The sequence below is a fragment of the Allobrachymonas sp. genome (genome assembly GCF_041912815.1).
Lineage (GTDB): Bacteria > Pseudomonadota > Gammaproteobacteria > Burkholderiales > Burkholderiaceae_C > Brachymonas.
The window spans coordinates 45,316-63,267 of record NZ_JAYRLV010000007.1; the positions used below are offsets into that span (position 1 = coordinate 45,316).

At 63.5% G+C, this 17,952-nt stretch carries 18 protein-coding genes and 1 tRNA gene; 2 read left to right on the plus strand and 17 right to left on the minus strand.

Annotated features, from left to right (window positions below; genetic code table 11):
* Positions 1-125: 125 nt before the first annotated feature.
* The 13 genes from ureG to urtA all read right to left on the minus strand — a co-directional run bounded on the left by ureG (position 126) and on the right by urtA (position 12,248).
* On the minus strand, positions 126-767 hold the full coding sequence (ureG, locus tag ACE3P9_RS07165) for an urease accessory protein UreG (RefSeq protein ID WP_374492843.1): 642 nt from the start codon (positions 765-767) through the stop codon (positions 126-128).
* A gap of 15 nt (positions 768-782) precedes the next feature.
* Positions 783-1,595, minus strand: a complete 813-nt coding sequence (locus tag ACE3P9_RS07170; protein ID WP_374492983.1) for an urease accessory protein UreF — start codon at positions 1,593-1,595, stop codon at positions 783-785.
* Positions 1,588-2,232, minus strand: a complete 645-nt coding sequence (ureE, locus tag ACE3P9_RS07175) for an urease accessory protein UreE (RefSeq protein WP_374492845.1) — start codon at positions 2,230-2,232, stop codon at positions 1,588-1,590. The genes ACE3P9_RS07170 and ureE overlap by 8 nt, the downstream gene beginning before the upstream one ends.
* Before the next feature lie 32 nt (positions 2,233-2,264).
* A complete protein-coding gene (ureC, locus tag ACE3P9_RS07180; protein WP_374492847.1) occupies positions 2,265-3,968 on the minus strand; it encodes an urease subunit alpha in 1,704 nt (567 codons plus the stop codon).
* A 12-nt stretch (positions 3,969-3,980) separates the two neighbouring features.
* A complete protein-coding gene (locus ACE3P9_RS07185; protein WP_374492985.1) occupies positions 3,981-4,286 on the minus strand; it encodes an urease subunit beta in 306 nt (101 codons plus the stop codon).
* Positions 4,287-4,323: 37 nt separating this feature from the next.
* Positions 4,324-4,938 (minus strand): HupE/UreJ family protein, encoded by a 615-nt coding sequence (locus ACE3P9_RS07190; protein ID WP_374492849.1) that lies wholly within the window; start codon positions 4,936-4,938, stop codon positions 4,324-4,326.
* Positions 4,939-4,956: 18 nt separating this feature from the next.
* Positions 4,957-5,259, minus strand: coding sequence for an urease subunit gamma (locus tag ACE3P9_RS07195; RefSeq protein WP_374492850.1), 303 nt, complete (start codon positions 5,257-5,259; stop codon positions 4,957-4,959).
* A gap of 29 nt (positions 5,260-5,288) precedes the next feature.
* Positions 5,289-6,272 (minus strand): urease accessory protein UreD, encoded by a 984-nt coding sequence (locus ACE3P9_RS07200; RefSeq protein WP_374492852.1) that lies wholly within the window; start codon positions 6,270-6,272, stop codon positions 5,289-5,291.
* Between the two features lie 8 nt (positions 6,273-6,280).
* Complete coding sequence (gene urtE / locus ACE3P9_RS07205; protein WP_374492853.1) at positions 6,281-6,973, minus strand: urea ABC transporter ATP-binding subunit UrtE; 693 nt, start codon at positions 6,971-6,973, stop codon at positions 6,281-6,283.
* 3 nt (positions 6,974-6,976) lie between these two features.
* The gene (gene urtD / locus ACE3P9_RS07210) at positions 6,977-7,792 is read right to left on the minus strand and encodes an urea ABC transporter ATP-binding protein UrtD (protein ID WP_374492856.1); all 816 of its coding nucleotides are present in this window, start codon (positions 7,790-7,792) and stop codon (positions 6,977-6,979) included.
* Positions 7,789-9,057 carry an urea ABC transporter permease subunit UrtC gene (urtC, locus tag ACE3P9_RS07215; RefSeq protein ID WP_374492858.1) on the minus strand — a complete coding sequence of 423 codons (1,269 nt, stop codon included), beginning with the start codon at positions 9,055-9,057 and terminating at the stop codon, positions 7,789-7,791. Before urtC ends, urtD begins: the two co-directional genes overlap by 4 nt.
* Positions 9,058-9,060: 3 nt before the next feature.
* A complete protein-coding gene (urtB, locus tag ACE3P9_RS07220) occupies positions 9,061-10,743 on the minus strand; it encodes an urea ABC transporter permease subunit UrtB (RefSeq protein ID WP_374492860.1) in 1,683 nt (560 codons plus the stop codon).
* A 167-nt stretch (positions 10,744-10,910) separates the two neighbouring features.
* Positions 10,911-12,248 carry an urea ABC transporter substrate-binding protein gene (gene urtA, locus ACE3P9_RS07225; protein WP_374492861.1) on the minus strand — a complete coding sequence of 446 codons (1,338 nt, stop codon included), beginning with the start codon at positions 12,246-12,248 and terminating at the stop codon, positions 10,911-10,913.
* A gap of 261 nt (positions 12,249-12,509) precedes the next feature.
* On the opposite strand from urtA, the gene ACE3P9_RS07230 reads away from it, so the two are divergent.
* Positions 12,510-13,046, plus strand: coding sequence for a TlpA family protein disulfide reductase (locus ACE3P9_RS07230; RefSeq protein WP_374492864.1), 537 nt, complete (start codon positions 12,510-12,512; stop codon positions 13,044-13,046).
* Between the two features lie 45 nt (positions 13,047-13,091).
* Here the strand turns inward: ACE3P9_RS07230 and ACE3P9_RS07235 are convergent, their stop codons facing one another.
* The 3 genes from ACE3P9_RS07235 to ACE3P9_RS07245 form a co-directional block, all read right to left on the minus strand.
* Positions 13,092-14,135 carry a VTT domain-containing protein gene (locus tag ACE3P9_RS07235; RefSeq protein ID WP_374492866.1) on the minus strand — a complete coding sequence of 348 codons (1,044 nt, stop codon included), beginning with the start codon at positions 14,133-14,135 and terminating at the stop codon, positions 13,092-13,094.
* Between the two features lie 15 nt (positions 14,136-14,150).
* Positions 14,151-14,708, minus strand: a complete 558-nt coding sequence (locus tag ACE3P9_RS07240; protein ID WP_374492868.1) for an NADPH-dependent FMN reductase — start codon at positions 14,706-14,708, stop codon at positions 14,151-14,153.
* A gap of 834 nt (positions 14,709-15,542) precedes the next feature.
* A complete protein-coding gene (locus ACE3P9_RS07245; protein ID WP_374492870.1) occupies positions 15,543-17,132 on the minus strand; it encodes a P-loop ATPase, Sll1717 family in 1,590 nt (529 codons plus the stop codon).
* A 183-nt stretch (positions 17,133-17,315) separates the two neighbouring features.
* Here ACE3P9_RS07245 and ACE3P9_RS07250 point away from each other — a divergent pair, with 183 nt between their 5' ends.
* Complete coding sequence (locus tag ACE3P9_RS07250; RefSeq protein ID WP_374492872.1) at positions 17,316-17,600, plus strand: helix-turn-helix domain-containing protein; 285 nt, start codon at positions 17,316-17,318, stop codon at positions 17,598-17,600.
* Between the two features lie 177 nt (positions 17,601-17,777).
* On the opposite strand, the gene ACE3P9_RS07255 is transcribed toward ACE3P9_RS07250, so the two are convergent.
* A tRNA-Ser gene (locus ACE3P9_RS07255) sits at positions 17,778-17,869 on the minus strand.
* Positions 17,870-17,952: the final 83 nt, after the last annotated feature.

Sequence of the window (17,952 nt, forward strand, 5' to 3'; positions counted from 1 at the left end):
CTTCTCCAGTCTGGCCTTCCGGATGCCATGCCATCCGATTCCGGACACCGCGAACCACAGCCAACCTTGCAGGTTGGCTTTTTTGTGCCTGAAACGCCTTTTCCGATCGTGAAAGCCAGGCGGATTCAATCCCCAGCCATCTTGAACAGCCCGCGTGTCTCGATGAAGTCGATGACCTGCTGCAGGCCCTGGCCGCTTTTGACGCTGCCCATGACGTAGGGGCGGTGGCTGCGCATGCGCTGGGTGTCGGCTTCCATGATGGACAGGTTGGCGCCGACGTAGGGGGCGAGGTCGGTCTTGTTGACGACCAGCAGGTCGCTCTTGGTGATGCCGGGGCCGCCCTTGCGGGGGATTTTTTCGCCGCCGGCCACGTCGATGACGTAGATGGTGAGATCGCTCAGTTCCGGGCTGAAGGTGGCGGCCAGGTTGTCTCCGCCGCTTTCGATGAAGACGATGTCGGCATCGGGGTACTGGCGCAGCATGCGGTCGACGGCTTCGAGGTTGATGGAAGCGTCTTCGCGGATGGCGGTGTGGGGGCAGCCGCCGGTTTCGACGCCCATGATGCGCTCGGGGGGCAGCGCCTCGGCCACGGTAAGGAGGCGCTGGTCTTCCTTGGTGTAGATGTCGTTGGTGATGACCACGAGGTCATAGCGGTCGCGCATGGCCTTGCAGAGCATTTCCAGCAGAGTGGTCTTGCCGGAGCCGACCGGGCCACCGATGCCGACGCGCAGCGGGGGAAGGGATTTGGTGCGGGATGGCGTGCTCATGGCGATGGGTGTCCTTCAGGAACGGAAAAGGCGGGAATACTGGGTTTCGTGGCGGGCCTGCAGCACGCTCCACTGGGGAGCGAGCGTGTCGAGCTGCGGGGGGCTGTGCGCGGCGCGGGCACCGGCTTCGGCCACGGCGCGGTCGAGCAGGGGATGCAGGGCGAGCAGGATGCGCTGCCCGGCGACCTGCCCCAGGGGCACGGCCTTGATGGCGGCGGCCACCTGGTTCTCAAGCCAGGCAAACGCATAGGCTGCCAGGGCATGTGCAGGTGCTGCCTCGATGGCCGCACATGCGCAGGCAAAGGCGGTGGGGTAGGCCACGCCTTCCTCGGGATCGGGGAGTGCGGCCAGGGCGGCGCGGGTGGGGGCAAAGGAGGCACCGCCCCACTCCACTGCCAGCAGGAGCCGCTGCAGCGACCAGCCCATCTGCAGGGTTTCGGCGCGGGCTTCGCTGCTGTCCCGGCTGGCAAGAAACCAGGTGTTCCAGGCACGCAGGGCTCTCATGTCGTGGGCTTGCCAGGCCTGCCACTGCAGAAGCCACAGGGGGCCCTCGCACCGTGCGAATCCGAGCTCCAGCACCTGCGCGATCCAGGTACGGGCCGAGGCCTCGTCGGTGACCAGCCCATGTGCGATGGCGGCTTCGAGCCCCTGCGAATAGCTGAAGCCGCCCACCGGAAGCTGCGGGGAGGCCAGGTGCAGGAGCGCGCAGAGTGCGGACAAGGTGGGAGCTGGCGGCGTGTCCGCTTCTCCCGCTGGGCGCGATGTGGGAGCGCAGGGGGCTGCAGTATCGGCCCTCGCAGCGTCGGAAAGCCCCCGCAGATCAGCCATGCGGGTGGGGGTGCGAGTGGGTATGGCCGCAGCCGCATTCACCGTCATGCCCGTGAGGGTGGTCGTGGTCATGCCCATGGGAATGATCGTGGGAATGGGCATGTGCGGAGACGTGGTCGTGGTCATGCAGGGCGTAGACGCTCTGGGCCAGGGCCTGGTCCTCGGCAAAGCTGGCATCATGGCCGTGGCGATGCCCGCCGCCGTAGGCGCCGGCCTCGGGCTCGAAGGGCGCCTGTACCAGCGCGACCTGAACCCCGAGGCGGGTCAGCATGTCGTGCAGCACGGGATCGTCTTCGAGCTGGAGGTGGTCGGTCGTGATTTCGACCGGGATGTGGCGGTTGCCGAGATGGTAGGCGGCACGCAGCAGCCCGAGCGGTGCCTCGGCCGTGACGCGCAGCACGGCCTGTGCGGCAGCCTGCACGGCCACGAGGCTGCCGTCATCGGCGAGCAGCACGTCTCCGCCCCGGAGCACGGTGCCACGGGGCAGCACGAGCGCGAGTTCGCGCCCGGAGGAATCGGTGGTGGAGAAGCGGCTTTTCTGGCGGGTGTCCCAGTCGAGGGCGATGTACGCGGCGCGGCGCACGAGGGCAGGAGCCAGTCCCCGGCCACGGGGCAGATGCTTGGATACGAGGAGCATGAAGGAATGGGTGTGGAAATGGAAGCGGCGGGTCAGAACAGAAAATAGCGCTGCGCCATCGGCAGCTCCGTGGCGGGTTCGCAGGTGAGCAGCTCGCCATCGGCCACCACTTCGTAGGTTTCGGGATCGACCGTGATGTGGGGCTGCAGGTCGTTGAGCACCATGTCGCGCTTGCCGACGGTGCGGCAGTCGCGCACGGCCACAGTGCGTTTGCGCAGCCCGTAGCGTGCGGCCACGTCGGCCTCCTGCGCCATGGCGGAGACAAAGGTGACGCTCGACGGGGCGATGCCGTCGCCAATGCCCGCGAACATGGGGCGGTAGTGCACCGGCTGGGGGGTGGGGATGCTGGCGTTGGGGTCGCCCATGGCGGCAGCGGCAATGGAGCCGCCCTTGAGGATGAGGCTCGGCTTGACGCCAAAGAACGCCGGGCGCCACAGCACCAGATCGGCCAGCTTGCCCACTTCGATGGAGCCGACCACGTGGCCGATGCCGTGGGTGCGGGCGGGGTTGATGGTGTACTTGGCGACATAGCGCCGCACGCGGAAATTGTCGTGCCGGGCGGTGTCCTGCGGCAGGCTGCCGCGCTGCTGCTTCATCTTGTGGGCGGTCTGCCAGCAGCGCAGGATGACTTCGCCCACGCGCCCCATGGCCTGGCTGTCGCTGGAGATCATGGAGAAGGCGCCGAGATCGTGCAGGATGTCTTCGGCGGCGATGGTTTCGCGGCGGATGCGGCTTTCGGCAAAGGCGATGTCCTCTGCGATGGAGGCGTCGAGATGGTGGCACACCATGAGCATGTCGAGATGCTCGTCGAGGGTGTTGACCGTGTAGGGTCGCGTCGGATTGGTGGAGGACGGCAGCACGTTGGCCTCGCCGCAGACCTTGATGATGTCTGGGGCGTGCCCGCCTCCGGCTCCCTCGGTGTGGTAGGTGTGGATGGTGCGGCCCTTGAAGGCGGCCACGGTGGTTTCGACGAAGCCGCCTTCGTTGAGGGTGTCGGTATGGATGGCGACCTGGGTATCGGTGGCATCGGCCACGGACAGGCAGTTGTCGATGGCGGCCGGGGTGCTGCCCCAGTCTTCGTGCAGCTTGAGGCCGATGGCGCCGGCGGCGATCTGCTCGGTCAGCGGCCCGGGCAGGCTCGCGTTGCCCTTGCCGAGCAGGCCGATGTTCATGGGGTAACTGTCGGCCGCCTGCAGCATGCGCTCCAGGTGCCACGGCCCCGGAGTGCAGGTGGTGGCAAAGGTGCCAGTGGCCGGGCCGGTGCCGCCGCCGATCATGGTGGTGATGCCACTCATGAGGGCTTCCTCGATCTGCTGCGGGCAGATGAAGTGGATGTGGGTGTCGATGCCGCCTGCGGTGACGATCATGCCTTCGCCGGCGATGATCTCGGTGGCGGGGCCGATGACGATGTTCACGCCCGGCTGCATGTCCGGGTTGCCCGCCTTGCCGATGCCGGAAATGAGCCCGTGCTTGAGCCCGATGTCGGCCTTGACGATGCCCCAGTGGTCGATGATGACGGCATTGGTGATGACCGTGTCGGCACAGTCGCTCGCGAGGCGCTGGCTCTGGCCCATGCCGTCGCGGATGACCTTGCCGCCGCCGAACTTGACCTCTTCCCCGTACAGGGTGTGGTCCTTCTCGATCTCGATCACGAGGCCCGTGTCCGCGAGCCGGAGCCGGTCACCCACCGTGGGGCCGAACATCTCGGCATAGGCCTGTCGGGAAATGCTTGCCATGCTGTGTGTCCTTCAGAGCTTGCCCATGACCCGGGCCTGGAACCCATAGATGATGCGATCCCCGGCAACGGGGACCAGCTCGACGGTGCGCTCCTGCCCGGGCTCGAAGCGCACGGCCGTGCCGGCGGCAATGTCGAGCCGCCAGCCCCGGGTGGCGGCGCGGTCGAACTGCAGGGCGTCGTTGACTTCGTAGAAATGGAAATGCGAGCCGACCTGCACCGGGCGGTCGCCCATGTTGACGACCGTGACGGTCTGCACCGGCCGCCCGGCGTTGAGCACGATCTCGCCCGGCTCGGCCATCAGCTCACCGGGAATCAGACGGGAAGGGGATGTGATCTGCGTCATGGGCGTCTCCTCATGCACCCAGCACCACGGCGCCGTACCCCAGCGTCACGACGCCCGCGAACCGCGCCCCCCAGACCTGCCACGGCGCCGGCGCACGGCGGCGCAGCCACAGCCCACTGGCCACCCCGGCTGCATGCAGCAGCAGGGAAGCCGCCACCATGCCCATCATGTAGCCCGAGAACACGCCCGCCGGCAGCACGGACGGGAACACCTCCCCGTGCGCATATCCGTGGAACACCGCAAACACGGCTGCCAGCCCCATGGCCCAGGCCAGGGACATGCCACGCCGCGCCACGAGCAGCAGCCCGAACACCAGGAGCGAGGCCGCCACCATGGGCTCGACGGCCGGCAGGCGCAGGGCCGTCTGGGTCAGGGCCAGTCCGGCAGCCATGCTGCCCGCAAAGGCCAGCGGCGGCAGCCATTGCCGGCGCAGCATCAGGCCACACCACAGCCCGAGCGCCCCCATGGCGAGCAGATGGTCCGCCCCCGTGAGCGGATGCAGGAAACCGGCCAGCAGGGCCGTGCTTCCGTCGACGAGATGCAGGTGGGCCGCGCTGCCGGGATGCGCCTGGGCGCCCACGGACATGCCCAGCAGGACCAGTGCGGAGAGAAAACGCTTGTGCATGAGGACACTCCTTAGACCTTAGACGATGGGATGATGCACGGTCACCAGCTTGGTGCCGTCCGGAAAAGTGGCTTCGACCTGGATGTCGGGAATCATGTCGGGCACGCCCTCCATCACGTCGTCGCGCGTGAGCACGGTGGTGCCGAGGTGCATGAGCTCGGCCACGCTCCGGCCGTCGCGCGCCCACTCCAGCACGGCCGCCGTGACGAGCGCCACGGCTTCGGGGTAGTTGAGCTTGAGTCCGCGTGCCTTGCGCCGTTCGGCCAGCAGGGCGGCGGTGAAGATGAGCAGCTTGTCTTTTTCGCGGGGGGTCAGTTCCATGATGCGATTCGTCCTTTGATTCCAGTCCTTCAGGTGGCCCACAGCCGCGGCGGGCGCGCAGGTACCCCGAGCATGGCCGGCCGTACCCGCTGCCAGGTCTGCAGCAGCACGGCCCGTGCCACCTCCATGCGCCGGGCCAGCACCCGCACGAGCAGCACGGCCGGGGCACCCGGTGTGCGGGAGGCGAGCAGGCTCACGCCGGCACGCACGTCGTCCTGCCAGGGCAGGTCGTCAGCCAGGGCTTCCGCCAGGGCGGCCGTACAGCCCTCCCCGCTGGCCCACACGGCGGCGCTGATGGGAAATCCCGCCCAGGCGGCGGGGCTGCCCAGGGCGTCCTCGCCGGCCTGCACACGGCCCTGCTCGATCCACAGAGGCACATCGCGCCACCATACCGCATTGTGCAGAGTCAGCTGCGAGGGGGCGAGAGGCGCGCCGGCCGCAATGCCGCTGCCGTCTTGCAGGGGGGAAAGCGCTGCCCAGTGCTCGCCCGCTCCGTAGCGGCCCAGCACCACGGCATCCCAGCCGATGGCACGGCTGCCGGGTTCGAGATGCACGTCCAGTTCCAGGTTGGCGTGGGCGCCGGCAAACAGCATGTTTTCCTGCGGCAGCCATTCCAGAATGCCGCCCTGCGCCACCCGCAGCGAGACTTTCTGCACCGCGGGTCGGCCCTGCGCCTTGTACCAGCGCGTGGCACCCGGGGTGGTGAGCAGCGCATGGGCGCCGGAGCCCACATCGAGTGCGATGTGCAGCCGGTCGCCGCCCGCGACGCCGCCGGGCGGATGCAGCAGCACGGTGTGGCAGATGTCGGGGCCTTCGGGGTACAGGGGCTTCTGCACGCGCAGGGGCCCCTGGTGGCGGGCCCGGGCGAGCACGGCCCCCTGCCCTGCACGGTGTTCCACGCGCAGGTCGAGCGCCGCCTGCCAGCCGCCCGAGGCGGCATCAGCATCCCCCGGCGGCCAGGCCCACGGGGCGTCCGCACAGGCCGGCAGAGGCACGGGCTGGGGCAGCGCCATGGCTGCCATCAGACGGTCACCATCTCGCGCACGCCGTGGGCGGCCATGTCGGCGCCGTCACCACTGGCGACCACGCTGCCACGGCTCATCACCACGTAGTGGTCGGCATGCTCCTCGCAGAAATCGTAGTACTGCTCCACCAGCAGGACGGTCATGCCCATGTCGTCGACCAGCTGGCGCAGCGTGCGCCCGATCTGCTGGATGATGTTGGGCTGGATGCCTTCGGTGGGTTCGTCGAGGATGAGGAGCTGCGGCTCGCTCATGAGCGCACGTCCGATGGCGAGCTGCTGCTGCTGCCCGCCGGAGAGGTCGCCCCCGCGCCGGTGGCGCATGTCCTGCAGCACGGGAAACAGCGTGTAGATGTGGGACGGAATCCCCTTGGGGGCACGCTTGCTTGCGGCGCCGATGAGCAGGTTTTCCTCCACCGTGAGGCGGGGAAAAATCTCGCGGCCCTGGGGCACATAGGCCAGCCCCTGCCGCACGCGGTCCCAGGGAGCCAGACGGTCGAGGGCATGGCCCTCCCAGCTCACGCTGCCGTTGCGGGGCCGCAGAATGCCCATCAGGCACTTCAGGAGCGTGCTCTTGCCGACCCCGTTGCGGCCCATGAGCGCCGTGAGCTTGCCCTTGGGAGCCTGCAGCGACACATCGCGCAGGATGTGGCTGCCGCCGTAGTACTGGTTGAGATGGTCGATGGTCAGCATGGTTCAGCGCCCCAGATAGGATTCAATCACCTTCGGATCCTGCCGCACCTGCGCCAGCGTCCCCTCGGCAAGGGTGCTGCCTTCGGCCAGCACCGTCACCTTGCCCGTGTCGCCCGAAAGGGCCGCCACGAAGTCCATGTCGTGCTCCACCACCATCATGGAGCAGTGGCCGCGCAGCTGGTTGAGCAGTTCGGCGAGTTCCATGGTTTCCTGGTCGGTCATGCCCGCCACCGGCTCGTCGAGCAGCAGAAGCTGCGGCTGCTGCATGAGCAGCATGCCGATTTCGAGCCGCTGCTTCTGTCCGTGGGACAGTGTACCGGCGATCTGATAGGCCTCGGATTCGAGCCGCACCTGCGCCAGCACCTGCTCCATGCGCGCCTTGCCGGCCGCATCGAGCCGGGCACGCAGGGTGGTGAGCCAGTGCTTGTTGCCGGCCATGGCGATGTACAGGTTCTCCCACACGCGGTGCTCCTCGAACACCGTGGGCTTCTGGAACTTGCGCCCGATGCCGGCCTGCGCAATGGCAGCCTCGTTCATCCTGCGCAGATCCATGGTCTGCCCCAGAAAGACGCTGCCGCTGATGTCGGCCATGGGGCTGCGGGTCTTGCCGGTGATGACATCCATGAGTGTGGTCTTGCCCGCTCCGTTGGGGCCGATCACGCAGCGCAGCTCCCCGTTGTCGATGCTGAGGTTGAGCTTGTTGATGGCCCGGAAGCCGTCAAACACCACGCTCAGCTCCTCCACGTACAGGATGGCACCGTGCAGGGTGTCGATCTTGCCCTGTTCGAGCAGACGCCCCTCTGCGGAAATATCGCTCATGCCGTTTCTCCTTTCGCGGAAGTGGCTCCGGCTGCCCCTGTTTCGGCGGCTGCCGTGCGTGCGGAGTCCCCCGTAGGAGCTGTACCTGTACCTACGGCAATCACAGGGGAATTCACAGAAACCGACACCCCCTGCCCTGCGTGGTTCCGGGCCAGCCCCATGCGCACCAGCCCCATGATGCCCTGCGGCAGCCACAGAGTGGCAGCCACGAACAGCGCCCCCAGGAAGAACAGCCAGTAATCGGGCCAGTGGGTGGTGAAGATGGTGTTGGCACCGTTCACGAGAACGGCCCCCACCATCGGCCCGATCAGCGTGCCGCGTCCCCCCACGGCCACCCACACGGCCATTTCGATGGACTTGATCGGGGCCATTTCGTTCGGGTTGATGATGCCTACCTGCGGCACATACAGCGCCCCGGCCACCCCGCACAGCACGGCAGAAAGCACCCAAACGAAGAGCTTGAAGGGCAGCGTGTCGTAGCCGCAGAACATCACCCGGCTTTCGGCGTCGCGCACGGCCTCCACCACCAGACCGAGCTTGCTCGTGACCACCCAGCGGCACAGCAGGTAACCGCCCACCAGTGCCAGAAAACTCGCCAGAAACAGCTCCACCCGCATCACCGGCGAGGTGATATCGAAGCCCAGCACCCGCTTGAAATTGGTGAAGCCGTTGCTCCCGCCGAAGCCGGTCTCGTTGCGCAGGAACAGCTGCATGGCCGCAAAGGTGAGCGCCTGCGTCACGATGCTCAGGTACACCCCCTTGATGCGGGAGCGAAAGGCAAAGAAGCCGAACACCAGCGCCACCAGCCCCGGCACCAGCACCACCAGCAGGGCCGCCCACCAGAAATGCTCGGTGCCATGCCAGAACCAGGGCATGGACTTCCAGTCCAGAAAGACCATGAAGTCCGGCAGATCGCTGCCGTAGACGCCGTCGCGGCCGATCTCGCGCATCAGGTACATGCCAAAGGCATAGCCCCCCAGCGCAAAGAACAGCCCGTGCCCCAGGCTCAGAATGCCGCAGTACCCCCACGCCAGCCCCAGCCCGAGGGCTGCGAGGGCATAGCACAGGATCTTGCCGATGAGCGTGAGGCTGTAGGCCGACAGGGCCAGCGCACTGTCGGGCGGCAGCACCAGGGCTGCCACCGGCACGTAGATGCACACCGCCGCCACGATGAGCGCCAGCGCAACCCAGCCGCGCCGCCCCAGCACCGGCTCGCGCATCGGCACCTGCAGGGAAAAGGATGTTGGGGAAAGGACTTGTCCCATGTCTCAGGCCTCCACGCTACGGCCCTTGAGGGCAAAAATGCCTTGCGGACGACGCTGGATGAACACGATCACCAGCACCAGCACCGCGATCTTGGCCAGCACGGCGCCCCAGTACGGCTCGATGAGCTTCGAGAGAATGCCCAGCCCCAGCGCTCCCGTCACGGTGCCCGCGAGCTGGCCCACGCCGCCTAGCACCACGGTCATGAAGGAGTCGATGATGTAGGCCTTGCCCATGTCGGGCACCACACTCGCCCCCACCTGACTCAGCGCCACACCGCCCAGCCCGGCAATGCCGGCCCCGAAGGCGAAGGCGTAGCGGTCGATCTTGGGCACCCGCACCCCCACGCAGCCGGCCATGGTCCGGTTCTGGGTCACGGCCCGCACGAACAGCCCCAGCCGCGTGCGGTTGATCACCAGCCACGCCAGCACCAGCACCATCGCCGAGAACACGATGATGGCGATCCGGTTGTAGGGCAGCACCAGATTGGGCAGCACCTGCCAGCCGCCCGAGAGCCAGCGCGGGTTGGCCACCTCCACGTTCTGCGCTCCGAAGATCGTGCGCACGGCCTGAATCAGCAGCAGGCTCACCCCGAAGGTCGCCAGCAGGGTCTCCAGCGGCCGGTTGTAGAGGTGCCGCAGCACCACCCACTCGATCACCACCCCCACCAGCGCCGCGGCCACAAAGGCCACCGGCAGTGCCGCCAGCACGTAGTAATCCATGGCCCCGGGAAAATGCAGGCGGAACATGCCCTGCACCCAGTAGGTCGCATAGGCACCGATCATCAGGAACTCGCCATGCGCCATGTTGATCACGCCCATCAGCCCATAGGTGATGGCCAGCCCCAGCGCCGCCAGCAGCAGAATGCTCGCTGCCGACACCCCCTGAAAGAGGTTGCCCAGCACCTCGCCCGTGCGCTGCTTGCTGTGGATGTCCTGCAGCGCCTGCCTGGCCGCCGCCGCCAGCTCGGGGTTGTCGGTTTGCCGCGCCAGCGGCTCCAGCAGTGCCGGTGCCTGCGGATTCTGCCCCTTGCCCAGCAGGGTCACGGCCTTGATCTGCAGGGTGCGGTCGCTGCCCTTGAGGGCGCTGAGCGCCCAGATGGTTTCGAGCCGGGTCTTGAGCTCGGCATCCTTCTCCTGCTGCAGCGCCTGATCGAGCAAAGGCAGCAGCTTGGGATCGGGCGAATCCGCCAATGCCCCGATCGCCTTGGCCCGCACCGCGCGGTCCGCATCCAGCAGCTGCAGCGAGGCCATGACGCCCTCCACCTTGCTGCGCAGGGCATTGTTGAGCAGCACGCCCTGGGCATCGTTGCCCGGATCGGCCGCGGCCTGCCCCGTGGCCGCATCGACATAGGCCTTGCCATCCTGAATCAGGAGCCGGTGCGAGGCTCCGGCCACATAGACCGCATCGTTCTGCAGGGCCTGCAGCAGCTTGCGCGCCGCCGCATCGTGCGGGGCAGCCTGCAGCAGCGCATCGAGTGCCGCAGACTTGGCATCGAAATCGTCACTGGCCAGGGGCGCCAGCGTCGCCTGCGACAGCGGCCCCGCCGCTGCCGCATGGGGGGCAGAGGCCGGCGTTGCGGGCGCGGAGGCTGCCGCCGGTGCCGACGCGTCCTGCGCAGCGGCACTGCCTGCAGCCCCGAGCCACACACAGGCGGCCACCAGGGGAGCTATCAGTCGAAGTTTCATGAGGTCGATCCCAAAAACGATGCGGGTGCCCAGCACCCGCATCGCCACACCCGTGAAGACTCCCCTGCCCGATGAGCACGGGCCTCTCTCGCCAGAAGGTCAGGGGAGGATGGGAGCAGACGCACCGCCTTGCCCTGTGGGGCACGGCGGCTGTCCTGCTGCTCCGATCAGGCAGACACCTTGTCGGGCTTGCCTTCGTTGCCGGGGATGTAGGGGCTCCACGGCTGCGCACGGATGGTCTTGGGCGTCTTGAAGACCACGTTGAACTGGCCGTCGGGACGGATCTCGCCGATCATCACCGGCTTGTAGAGGTGGTGGTTGTCGCCCATCTCCAGCGTATAGCCGCTCGGTGCGTCGACCTTCTGGCCGTACATGGCCTTGCGCACGGCATCGACATCGGTGGACTTGGCCTTTTCGACCGCAGCCTTCCACATGCGCATGCCCACCACGGTGGCTTCCATCGGGTCGTTGGTCACGCGCTTGGTGCCGCCGGGCAGGTTCTTCTCGGCCACGTAGTCGAACCACTGTTTCTTGAATGCTTCATTGACCGGATTCTTGACCGACATGAAGTAGTTCCACGCAGCCAGATGGCCCACGAGCGGCTTGGTATCGACGCCGCGCAGTTCCTCTTCGCCCACGCTGAAGGCCACCACCGGCACATCGGTCGCCTTGAGGCCGGCATTGCCCAGTTCCTTGTAGAAAGGCACGTTGGAATCGCCGTTGATGGTCGACACCACCGCCGTCTTGCCGCCCTGAGAGAATTTCTTGATATTGGCCACGATGGTCTGGTAATCGGAATGGCCAAAGGGGGTATACACCTCCTCGATATCGGTATCCTTCACGCCCTTGCTGTGCAGGAAGGCACGCAGAATCTTGTTGGTGGTGCGGGGATACACATAATCGGTTCCCAGCAGGAAAAAGCGCTTGCAGGAGCCGCCTTCCTTGCCCATGAGATATTCCACTGCCGGAATGGCCTGCTGGTTCGGCGCAGCTCCGGTATAGAACACGTTCTTGCTCATTTCCTCTCCCTCGTACTGCACGGGGTAGAAGAGCAGGCCATTGAGCTCCTCGAACACCGGCAGCACCGACTTGCGGGACACCGACGTCCAGCAGCCGAACACTGCGGCCACCTTGTCCTTGGTCAGCAGCTGGCGGGCCTTTTCGGCAAACAGCGGCCAGTTGGAGGCGGGATCGACCACCACCGGCTCGATCTTGCGCCCCATGACGCCGCCCGCCTTGTTGATCGCCTCGATTTCCATCAGGGCTGCATCGTGCAGCGACGTTTCGGAAATGGCCATGGTGCCCGACAGGGAGTGCAGAATGCCCACCTTGATCGTGGAACCATCCCCAGCGGCGCTGGCTGCCGCACTGGCTCCGGCTGTCGCGCTGGCTGCAGCGCTGGAACCCGCTTCGGGCGCGGAAGTCTTGTTGCAGCCCGCGAGCCCCAGAGACAGCAGGGAGCCGGAACCGGCAGCCAGGGACAGTGCAAAGTCACGACGTTTCATAGGAGCAAGCCTTTCATGCAAGGGATGGTTGAAGGATATGTGTCCAAATGCATGAAACGTGCCAAATCACTTTTACCTACACAGGCTGACAATTTGCCTTCATTTTGAAAGAGGTATTTTTATTGAATCTCTCTTTTGCGCCACATAGCGGTGCATTTTGTGCGCCAAGATGCTGCGCCGCACCAAAAAAGAGGCTTCCACACTTTACAGCGCCATAGATAATCGCCGTACTGGCGCATATGCCCATACAGAAAAATAAAGATGCATTTTTCAATTGCCTTTATCAGACTCTTCCCATGCGCCCTGCTTCGCTGGCTCGCCGGCGTGCTGCTGGCCGGCCTGGCGCTTGCCTGCCATGCACAGGGGCTGCATGTGGGAGCTCCGCTGCCGCCGGTGGAAGCCGTCCTCCCCAGTGGCACCCTGATGCGGCTGCCTGAACCCGGCAAGGTCACGCTGCTGCATTTCTGGGCCTCGTGGTGCGCTCCCTGCCGCGAGGAGCTGCCCATCCTGCAGGCCTACTACGCACGGCATCACGGACAGGGGCTGGAGATGCTCGCCATCAACCTCGACGATCCGCGCGAGACCATGGCAGCCCGCCGCATGCTGCGCGGGCTGAGTTTTCCGGCGGCCTGGCAGGCACAGGCCCGCTTCCAGTCCCTGGGGCGCATTCCGCGCCTGCCCGCCACCCACATCATCGACCGTCAGGGCATCGTGCGCCGCAACGGCAACGTCGGCTCCGCCACGCTGGACATGGCCGCGCTCGAAGCCCTGGTCACCCCGCTGCTGACCGCGCCCTGAAGCTGAAAGGCTTGCCCGCGCCCCGTGCGGAGTCCAAGGCCCCGCCTATCGCTCTTTGCTGGCCACTCTCTGGCTGCTTCCCGCAGAGCCTCCTGTGGCAACGGCCGTCTGGGGAGCAAGGGCAGCCTCCGCTGCTGCCGCCGATACCGCTGCTGGCGCAGATGCGGGCGCGGGTGAATGTGCAGCCACCCATGCGTCATACCCTCCCTGCAGGGGACGTGCATGGGGATAGCCCGCCTCACGCAGCCGATGGGCCGCTTCCACGGCACCCGCATCCTCGGGGCAGGCGCAGAGCGTGACGATCTCCGCCTCTCGCGGCCATCCGGCCACGGCACGTTCCAGATGGTCCTGATCCGCCACCACGGCCCCGGGCACAACGCCAGTGGCCTGGATCATGAGGGGCCCCCGCAGGTCGAGCAGGAGCGGCGGGGTGGGCATTTTCATCGCAGCGATGAGCTCATCCGGGGTGATGTGCGGCACGGCGCACAGGCGGTGAAACCGGTATTTCTGCCACAGTTTCCAGCCCAGCCAGAGCGCGGCGATCGCCAGCACGAACCACAGCAGTCCCCCCGTGCGGGCACTGAGCAGGGCAATGACCTGGCGTACCTGGTCATGCATCAGCCACCCCGCACACAGCGCAAGCCCGGCCCACAGGGCCGCACCGCAGGCGGCAGCAAGCACAAAGCTCGACAGCGGCATGCGCAGCGCTCCCGCGATGGGCGGCGCCACGGTGGAAAATCCCGGCACGAACTTCGCCACTACCAGCGATTTCACGCCCCAGCGCATGAAGCGGTGTTCGGTCTGGTTGACGCAGGAGCCGGGATTGATCGAGAGTTTGCACAGCCCCGAGAGAACGCGATAGCCAAACACCCGCCCTGCCCCATACCAGACCCAGTCGGCCAGTACCGAGGCGCAGATGGCCGCAACGAGCATGCCCGCCATTTGAGACGGTGCCACCACCAGGCTGCCTGCAAGCAGCAGGGTCGGAACGGCAGGAACCGGCAACCCGATCTGCTGCAGCAGCACGTTCAGGAAGACGACATAGGCGGCATGCCGGTGCAGGGCATCGATGAGGGCGGCAACGTCCATGAAGGGCTATGGGAGTCAGGCAACGGGCGCCTGCAGGCGGCGGCTCCAGCCAGCGAGTGCCTGCATCTGGGTGGCAACGAGCGCGGTGAGGCGTTCGTCGATCAGGCGTCCTTCGGCATCGAACGCGCCGGTGAAGGCATTGGCGAACACCTCGGGCTTGTTGAGGGGGTGCAGATCGAGGTAGACGCACACCTGGCGCAGATGGTACTGGGCCCGCGATGTGCCCATGCCCCCTCCAGCACCCAGAATGGCCACGGCCTTGCCTGCGAGCAGGGCATTGTCCGGCTCCCGCGAGGCCCAGTCGAGGATGTTCTTGAGCGCGGGCGCAAGCGAGAAGTTGTATTCGGGGCAGGCCAGCACCAGGGCATCGGCCGCGCCCATCTGGGCAAGCACGCGCTGCACGGACGCAGGCTTGTCGGCCACATCCGCGTTGTAGAAGGGAATGTCGGAGAGGTCTGCAATGTCCATCTCCACGCCTTCGGGCAGATGGCTCTGCGCAGCACGCAGCAGGCCGAGGTTGGTGGATTGGCGGCGCAGACTGCCCGAAATGCCCAGGAATCGCAGGGAACGCATGTTTCTTTCTCCTTGAGGTGCAAACGCGGAATCGGCAGAAGTCCCACCCGGCGCCTTCTTTCGGCTCCGCCCCTGCCCCCGCAGCCGCGCTGCACAGCCAAGGCCAACTCCCGGCTCCCGGGCGACTTCTCCTTGCCCGACACCATACGGCTTTTGCCATGACATGGTGGAGCATGGGGGTGCGCCGAAGCATGGTAGGAACGCACGGACTGTCTGCCGCCTGCCAGAGCGTGCAGAAGATGGAAATGCAGTCTGCGCCATTCCATCTGCCTCCAGCTCATACGCCTTGGCAGCCGTGAACCGCCCCGTGAGCTGCTGCCGGTTCTGTGGACACCGATCTGGGACACCCGCGCCGAGACACACAAGAAAAAACCCGTTGAAAACCAACGGGTTCTTTGGCATTGGCGGAGAGAGAGTCCGGTGAAAAGGATTATTTCATACAAGCTTTACGAAATCAATAGCTTGTATACCAATGGCCGTACCAAAAACACCTTTTCATTGATACCAAGACCAGCCCCGATCCCGGGCTTTTCCCGCCGTTACGGGGGCTGTCAAGGGCGGGCGCAGCCCGGCTTGCGAACCCTTGACAGCATCCGTACGGCATATACGCTGTTGGCTTGGGACTGGTGCCGTTTCGCGCCAGTCCCCGAGCTCGTCTGGCGGCGAAGACTACCCCTCAGGGGATAGGGGTGGGGTTATCACGCGGCCTACCCTTGGCACCGGCAAGCATTGAACTTATTTGCCACTACTCGGAAAATGGCTCTGCAATGTCCTTGCTGAACAATCAAGGGAACGGCCGCGATGCTATCTCACTCGGCTGCGTCGTTGTACGAATTACCTCCTAAACTCTTGGCCAACGTTTAGCGCTTTATATAGGCCATAGAAAATTTGATAGTCACAACCCTCTTTGACTTTCGGATTTATATCGCCATAACTACGCTGTCTGAAACACCATCGTATGTAAGGTTTATCCCCAACCGGGTATTCTATATAGCTCAAAATGTTGAGATCGTAGAGAAACTGCAGAAAGTCACTAGGCGTCGACATAAACCTTGGAATGCTGGCGCTGCTTTTTGAAATGGACCTATGAAAGTCATCATAGAATAACAAGTACTCATCATAGGTGAATTTATTCTTTCCGTTAAGGTGCTTGAAGAATTTTAGGAAAAGATTGTATTCTTCAACACCATAGTAAAACGTTAAATGATCTTTTACTTCGCCTAACAAATACTCCGAATATCGACGCTTGAATTCCGCATTTTCAAAATCCAAATACTTGAAGCATTCGTGAACCCCTCCTCGTTGTACTGACAATTCCTTCAAAATGGACAGCATGGTAACTATATCTCTCGGGCGATAGTACGACCACCTTAAGAAGCTGATGAATGATGTGTGGTGCTCAAATTTCTCTGCCAAATTCGGCGCATCCCAAGGAAAGTAGTAATCCCACGCCTCTCCATCATCCAAGAGTTTGCCTTGCTGCGAGGACAGAAGGTGATCAATAACTTTGAATAGATCGGATTTCCGATGATTCGTGTACTCAGTGCGCCAATCGAGAAATACCGAGTTTTCACGAATCTTAGTATTCTGATTTTGAAGTCCGATTGATTGAAAAATATCAGGCCTGATCAATAAGGTTGCGCGCATTCTTCCGCCGCCACCCTTGATGGTTGGAAAAAAGTCGTTATTAACTTCCCAGATGGCGTTCGCCAGACCTTTTATGCATAGCAGGTATTCCTCATAAGGTATTGACGAGGGGCGAATATCTATCCCGTCTATAAACAGCAAATGATTTTTTTCTAATCTTGCTTGCCGGAATGCATCCTCGAATCCCCTTTGGATATAAAAGAGGTTTGTTTGAAACCTAGATTCAGAGAACGTTAGGGTATCTTTCCCCTCGCCCGATACCTTTGCATATTTCGCCATGAGTTCTGCTGCAACTTTTGATTCCTGCACAAATTGCAGCGCCTGAATTATCTCAGGAGAGAACGCCTTATTATAATATTCGTCAATAGCCTTCTGTATAGCACCAAACTTTGTGAAACGCCTCAAAAATTCAATACCACCCTCTCGCTCAATGATTTTTTGCGCGAGAAGGAGGTAAATAATAACTTTCCAGATACTGGAATAGTCAGACAACCCCAAATGTTTTTCATTCTTTAATGCAATGAATTTTTGATACTCAGTCTCCCGGATATACCTCAGGCTCGTACGGGTATCGAGATAGTCGTTATTAGCAAGAAAAACTGCATAAGCAGTCTTTCCCGTGCCCTTTTCCCCTATCAGAAATGAAATAGCCGGATTACACAGAAGATCGAGATTTTGGTTGCGAATAAAAACCCTGTTGAGCAGAATCTTGTTTTCTCGCCGCCTGTAATTCTCAGCATCGGAGTACCCAAGCTCGAGGTCACTGACTACCTTCATTGTTTAATCCCTCTTTTTGCATAAAGCGAAGTCGGCAAAAAGTAGAACACCGTTGATGCTGTTCACCAAGGACACAGCCCTGACGACATAATACCTCGCAAACTCAATGTCACCTCGCGCATTTTATACCTGGGCGGATTCAAGTCTGAAATGCAACACCTCAACCTGAGGTAAGTTGCGAAGATGCCCAGAAGATTCGAACACTTGAGCGCCGATGAGCGCGCGACGCTGGCGAGCATGCGCCAGCAGAACAAGAGTCTGCGAGAGATTGGTCGGCTTCTTCGACGATCCCCAAGTACGCTGAGCCGCGAGATCACGTGCAACCGAGGCTCTGACGGCTATGCTTCTGGGCCGGCGCAATTGTCTGCCCGGCAGCGTCGCAAAGACAGCAGACCGCCGCGCAAGCTGGCCGAAGGCGGCACGGCATGGTTGCTCGTCACGACGCTGCTGAGTTGGTGTTGGTCATAGTAGGTCTCCAATTGGATTGACGATACCATGACTCTCCCTCCGATACCATGATCCGTACCAAGAGGGGACAAGCTCCGGGAAACCCACTAAACTCAGTGTGTTTCCAGTCCTAACCTATTGACTTGCCTTGATTATTTGGAATCCTATTACAAATAATAACAATATTCCAAGCGCTCATGGCGGAGAGAGAGGGATTCGAACCCTCGATACAGGAGAACCTGTATGCCGGATTTCGAATCCGGTGCATTCGACCACTCTGCCATCTCTCCGGGTCGGTCGGGCTGCCTGGGCGCTGAGGCAGCCGAAGAGGCGATTCTACATGCAAGCGCAGCGGGTTTGCGTTGTGGGTGGC

Bases quoted from the DNA above. Each gene is read 5' to 3' on its own strand.
- ureG (WP_374492843.1), bottom strand. From the start codon at position 767: ATGAGCACGCCATCCCGCACCAAATCCCTTCCCCCGCTGCGCGTCGGC.
- ACE3P9_RS07170 (WP_374492983.1), bottom strand. From the start codon at position 1,595: ATGGCTGATCTGCGGGGGCTTTCCGACGCTGCGAGGGCCGATACTGCA.
- ureE (WP_374492845.1), bottom strand. From the start codon at position 2,232: ATGCTCCTCGTATCCAAGCATCTGCCCCGTGGCCGGGGACTGGCTCCT.
- ureC (WP_374492847.1), bottom strand. From the start codon at position 3,968: ATGGCAAGCATTTCCCGACAGGCCTATGCCGAGATGTTCGGCCCCACG.
- ACE3P9_RS07190 (WP_374492849.1), bottom strand. From the start codon at position 4,938: ATGCACAAGCGTTTTCTCTCCGCACTGGTCCTGCTGGGCATGTCCGTG.
- ACE3P9_RS07195 (WP_374492850.1), bottom strand. From the start codon at position 5,259: ATGGAACTGACCCCCCGCGAAAAAGACAAGCTGCTCATCTTCACCGCC.
- ACE3P9_RS07200 (WP_374492852.1), bottom strand. From the start codon at position 6,272: ATGGCGCTGCCCCAGCCCGTGCCTCTGCCGGCCTGTGCGGACGCCCCG.
- urtE (WP_374492853.1), bottom strand. From the start codon at position 6,973: ATGCTGACCATCGACCATCTCAACCAGTACTACGGCGGCAGCCACATC.
- urtD (WP_374492856.1), bottom strand. From the start codon at position 7,792: ATGAGCGATATTTCCGCAGAGGGGCGTCTGCTCGAACAGGGCAAGATC.
- urtC (WP_374492858.1), bottom strand. From the start codon at position 9,057: ATGGGACAAGTCCTTTCCCCAACATCCTTTTCCCTGCAGGTGCCGATG.
- urtB (WP_374492860.1), bottom strand. From the start codon at position 10,743: ATGAAACTTCGACTGATAGCTCCCCTGGTGGCCGCCTGTGTGTGGCTC.
- urtA (WP_374492861.1), bottom strand. From the start codon at position 12,248: ATGAAACGTCGTGACTTTGCACTGTCCCTGGCTGCCGGTTCCGGCTCC.
- ACE3P9_RS07230 (WP_374492864.1), top strand. From the start codon at position 12,510: ATGCATTTTTCAATTGCCTTTATCAGACTCTTCCCATGCGCCCTGCTT.
- ACE3P9_RS07235 (WP_374492866.1), bottom strand. From the start codon at position 14,135: ATGGACGTTGCCGCCCTCATCGATGCCCTGCACCGGCATGCCGCCTAT.
- ACE3P9_RS07240 (WP_374492868.1), bottom strand. From the start codon at position 14,708: ATGCGTTCCCTGCGATTCCTGGGCATTTCGGGCAGTCTGCGCCGCCAA.
- ACE3P9_RS07245 (WP_374492870.1), bottom strand. From the start codon at position 17,132: ATGAAGGTAGTCAGTGACCTCGAGCTTGGGTACTCCGATGCTGAGAAT.
- ACE3P9_RS07250 (WP_374492872.1), top strand. From the start codon at position 17,316: ATGCCCAGAAGATTCGAACACTTGAGCGCCGATGAGCGCGCGACGCTG.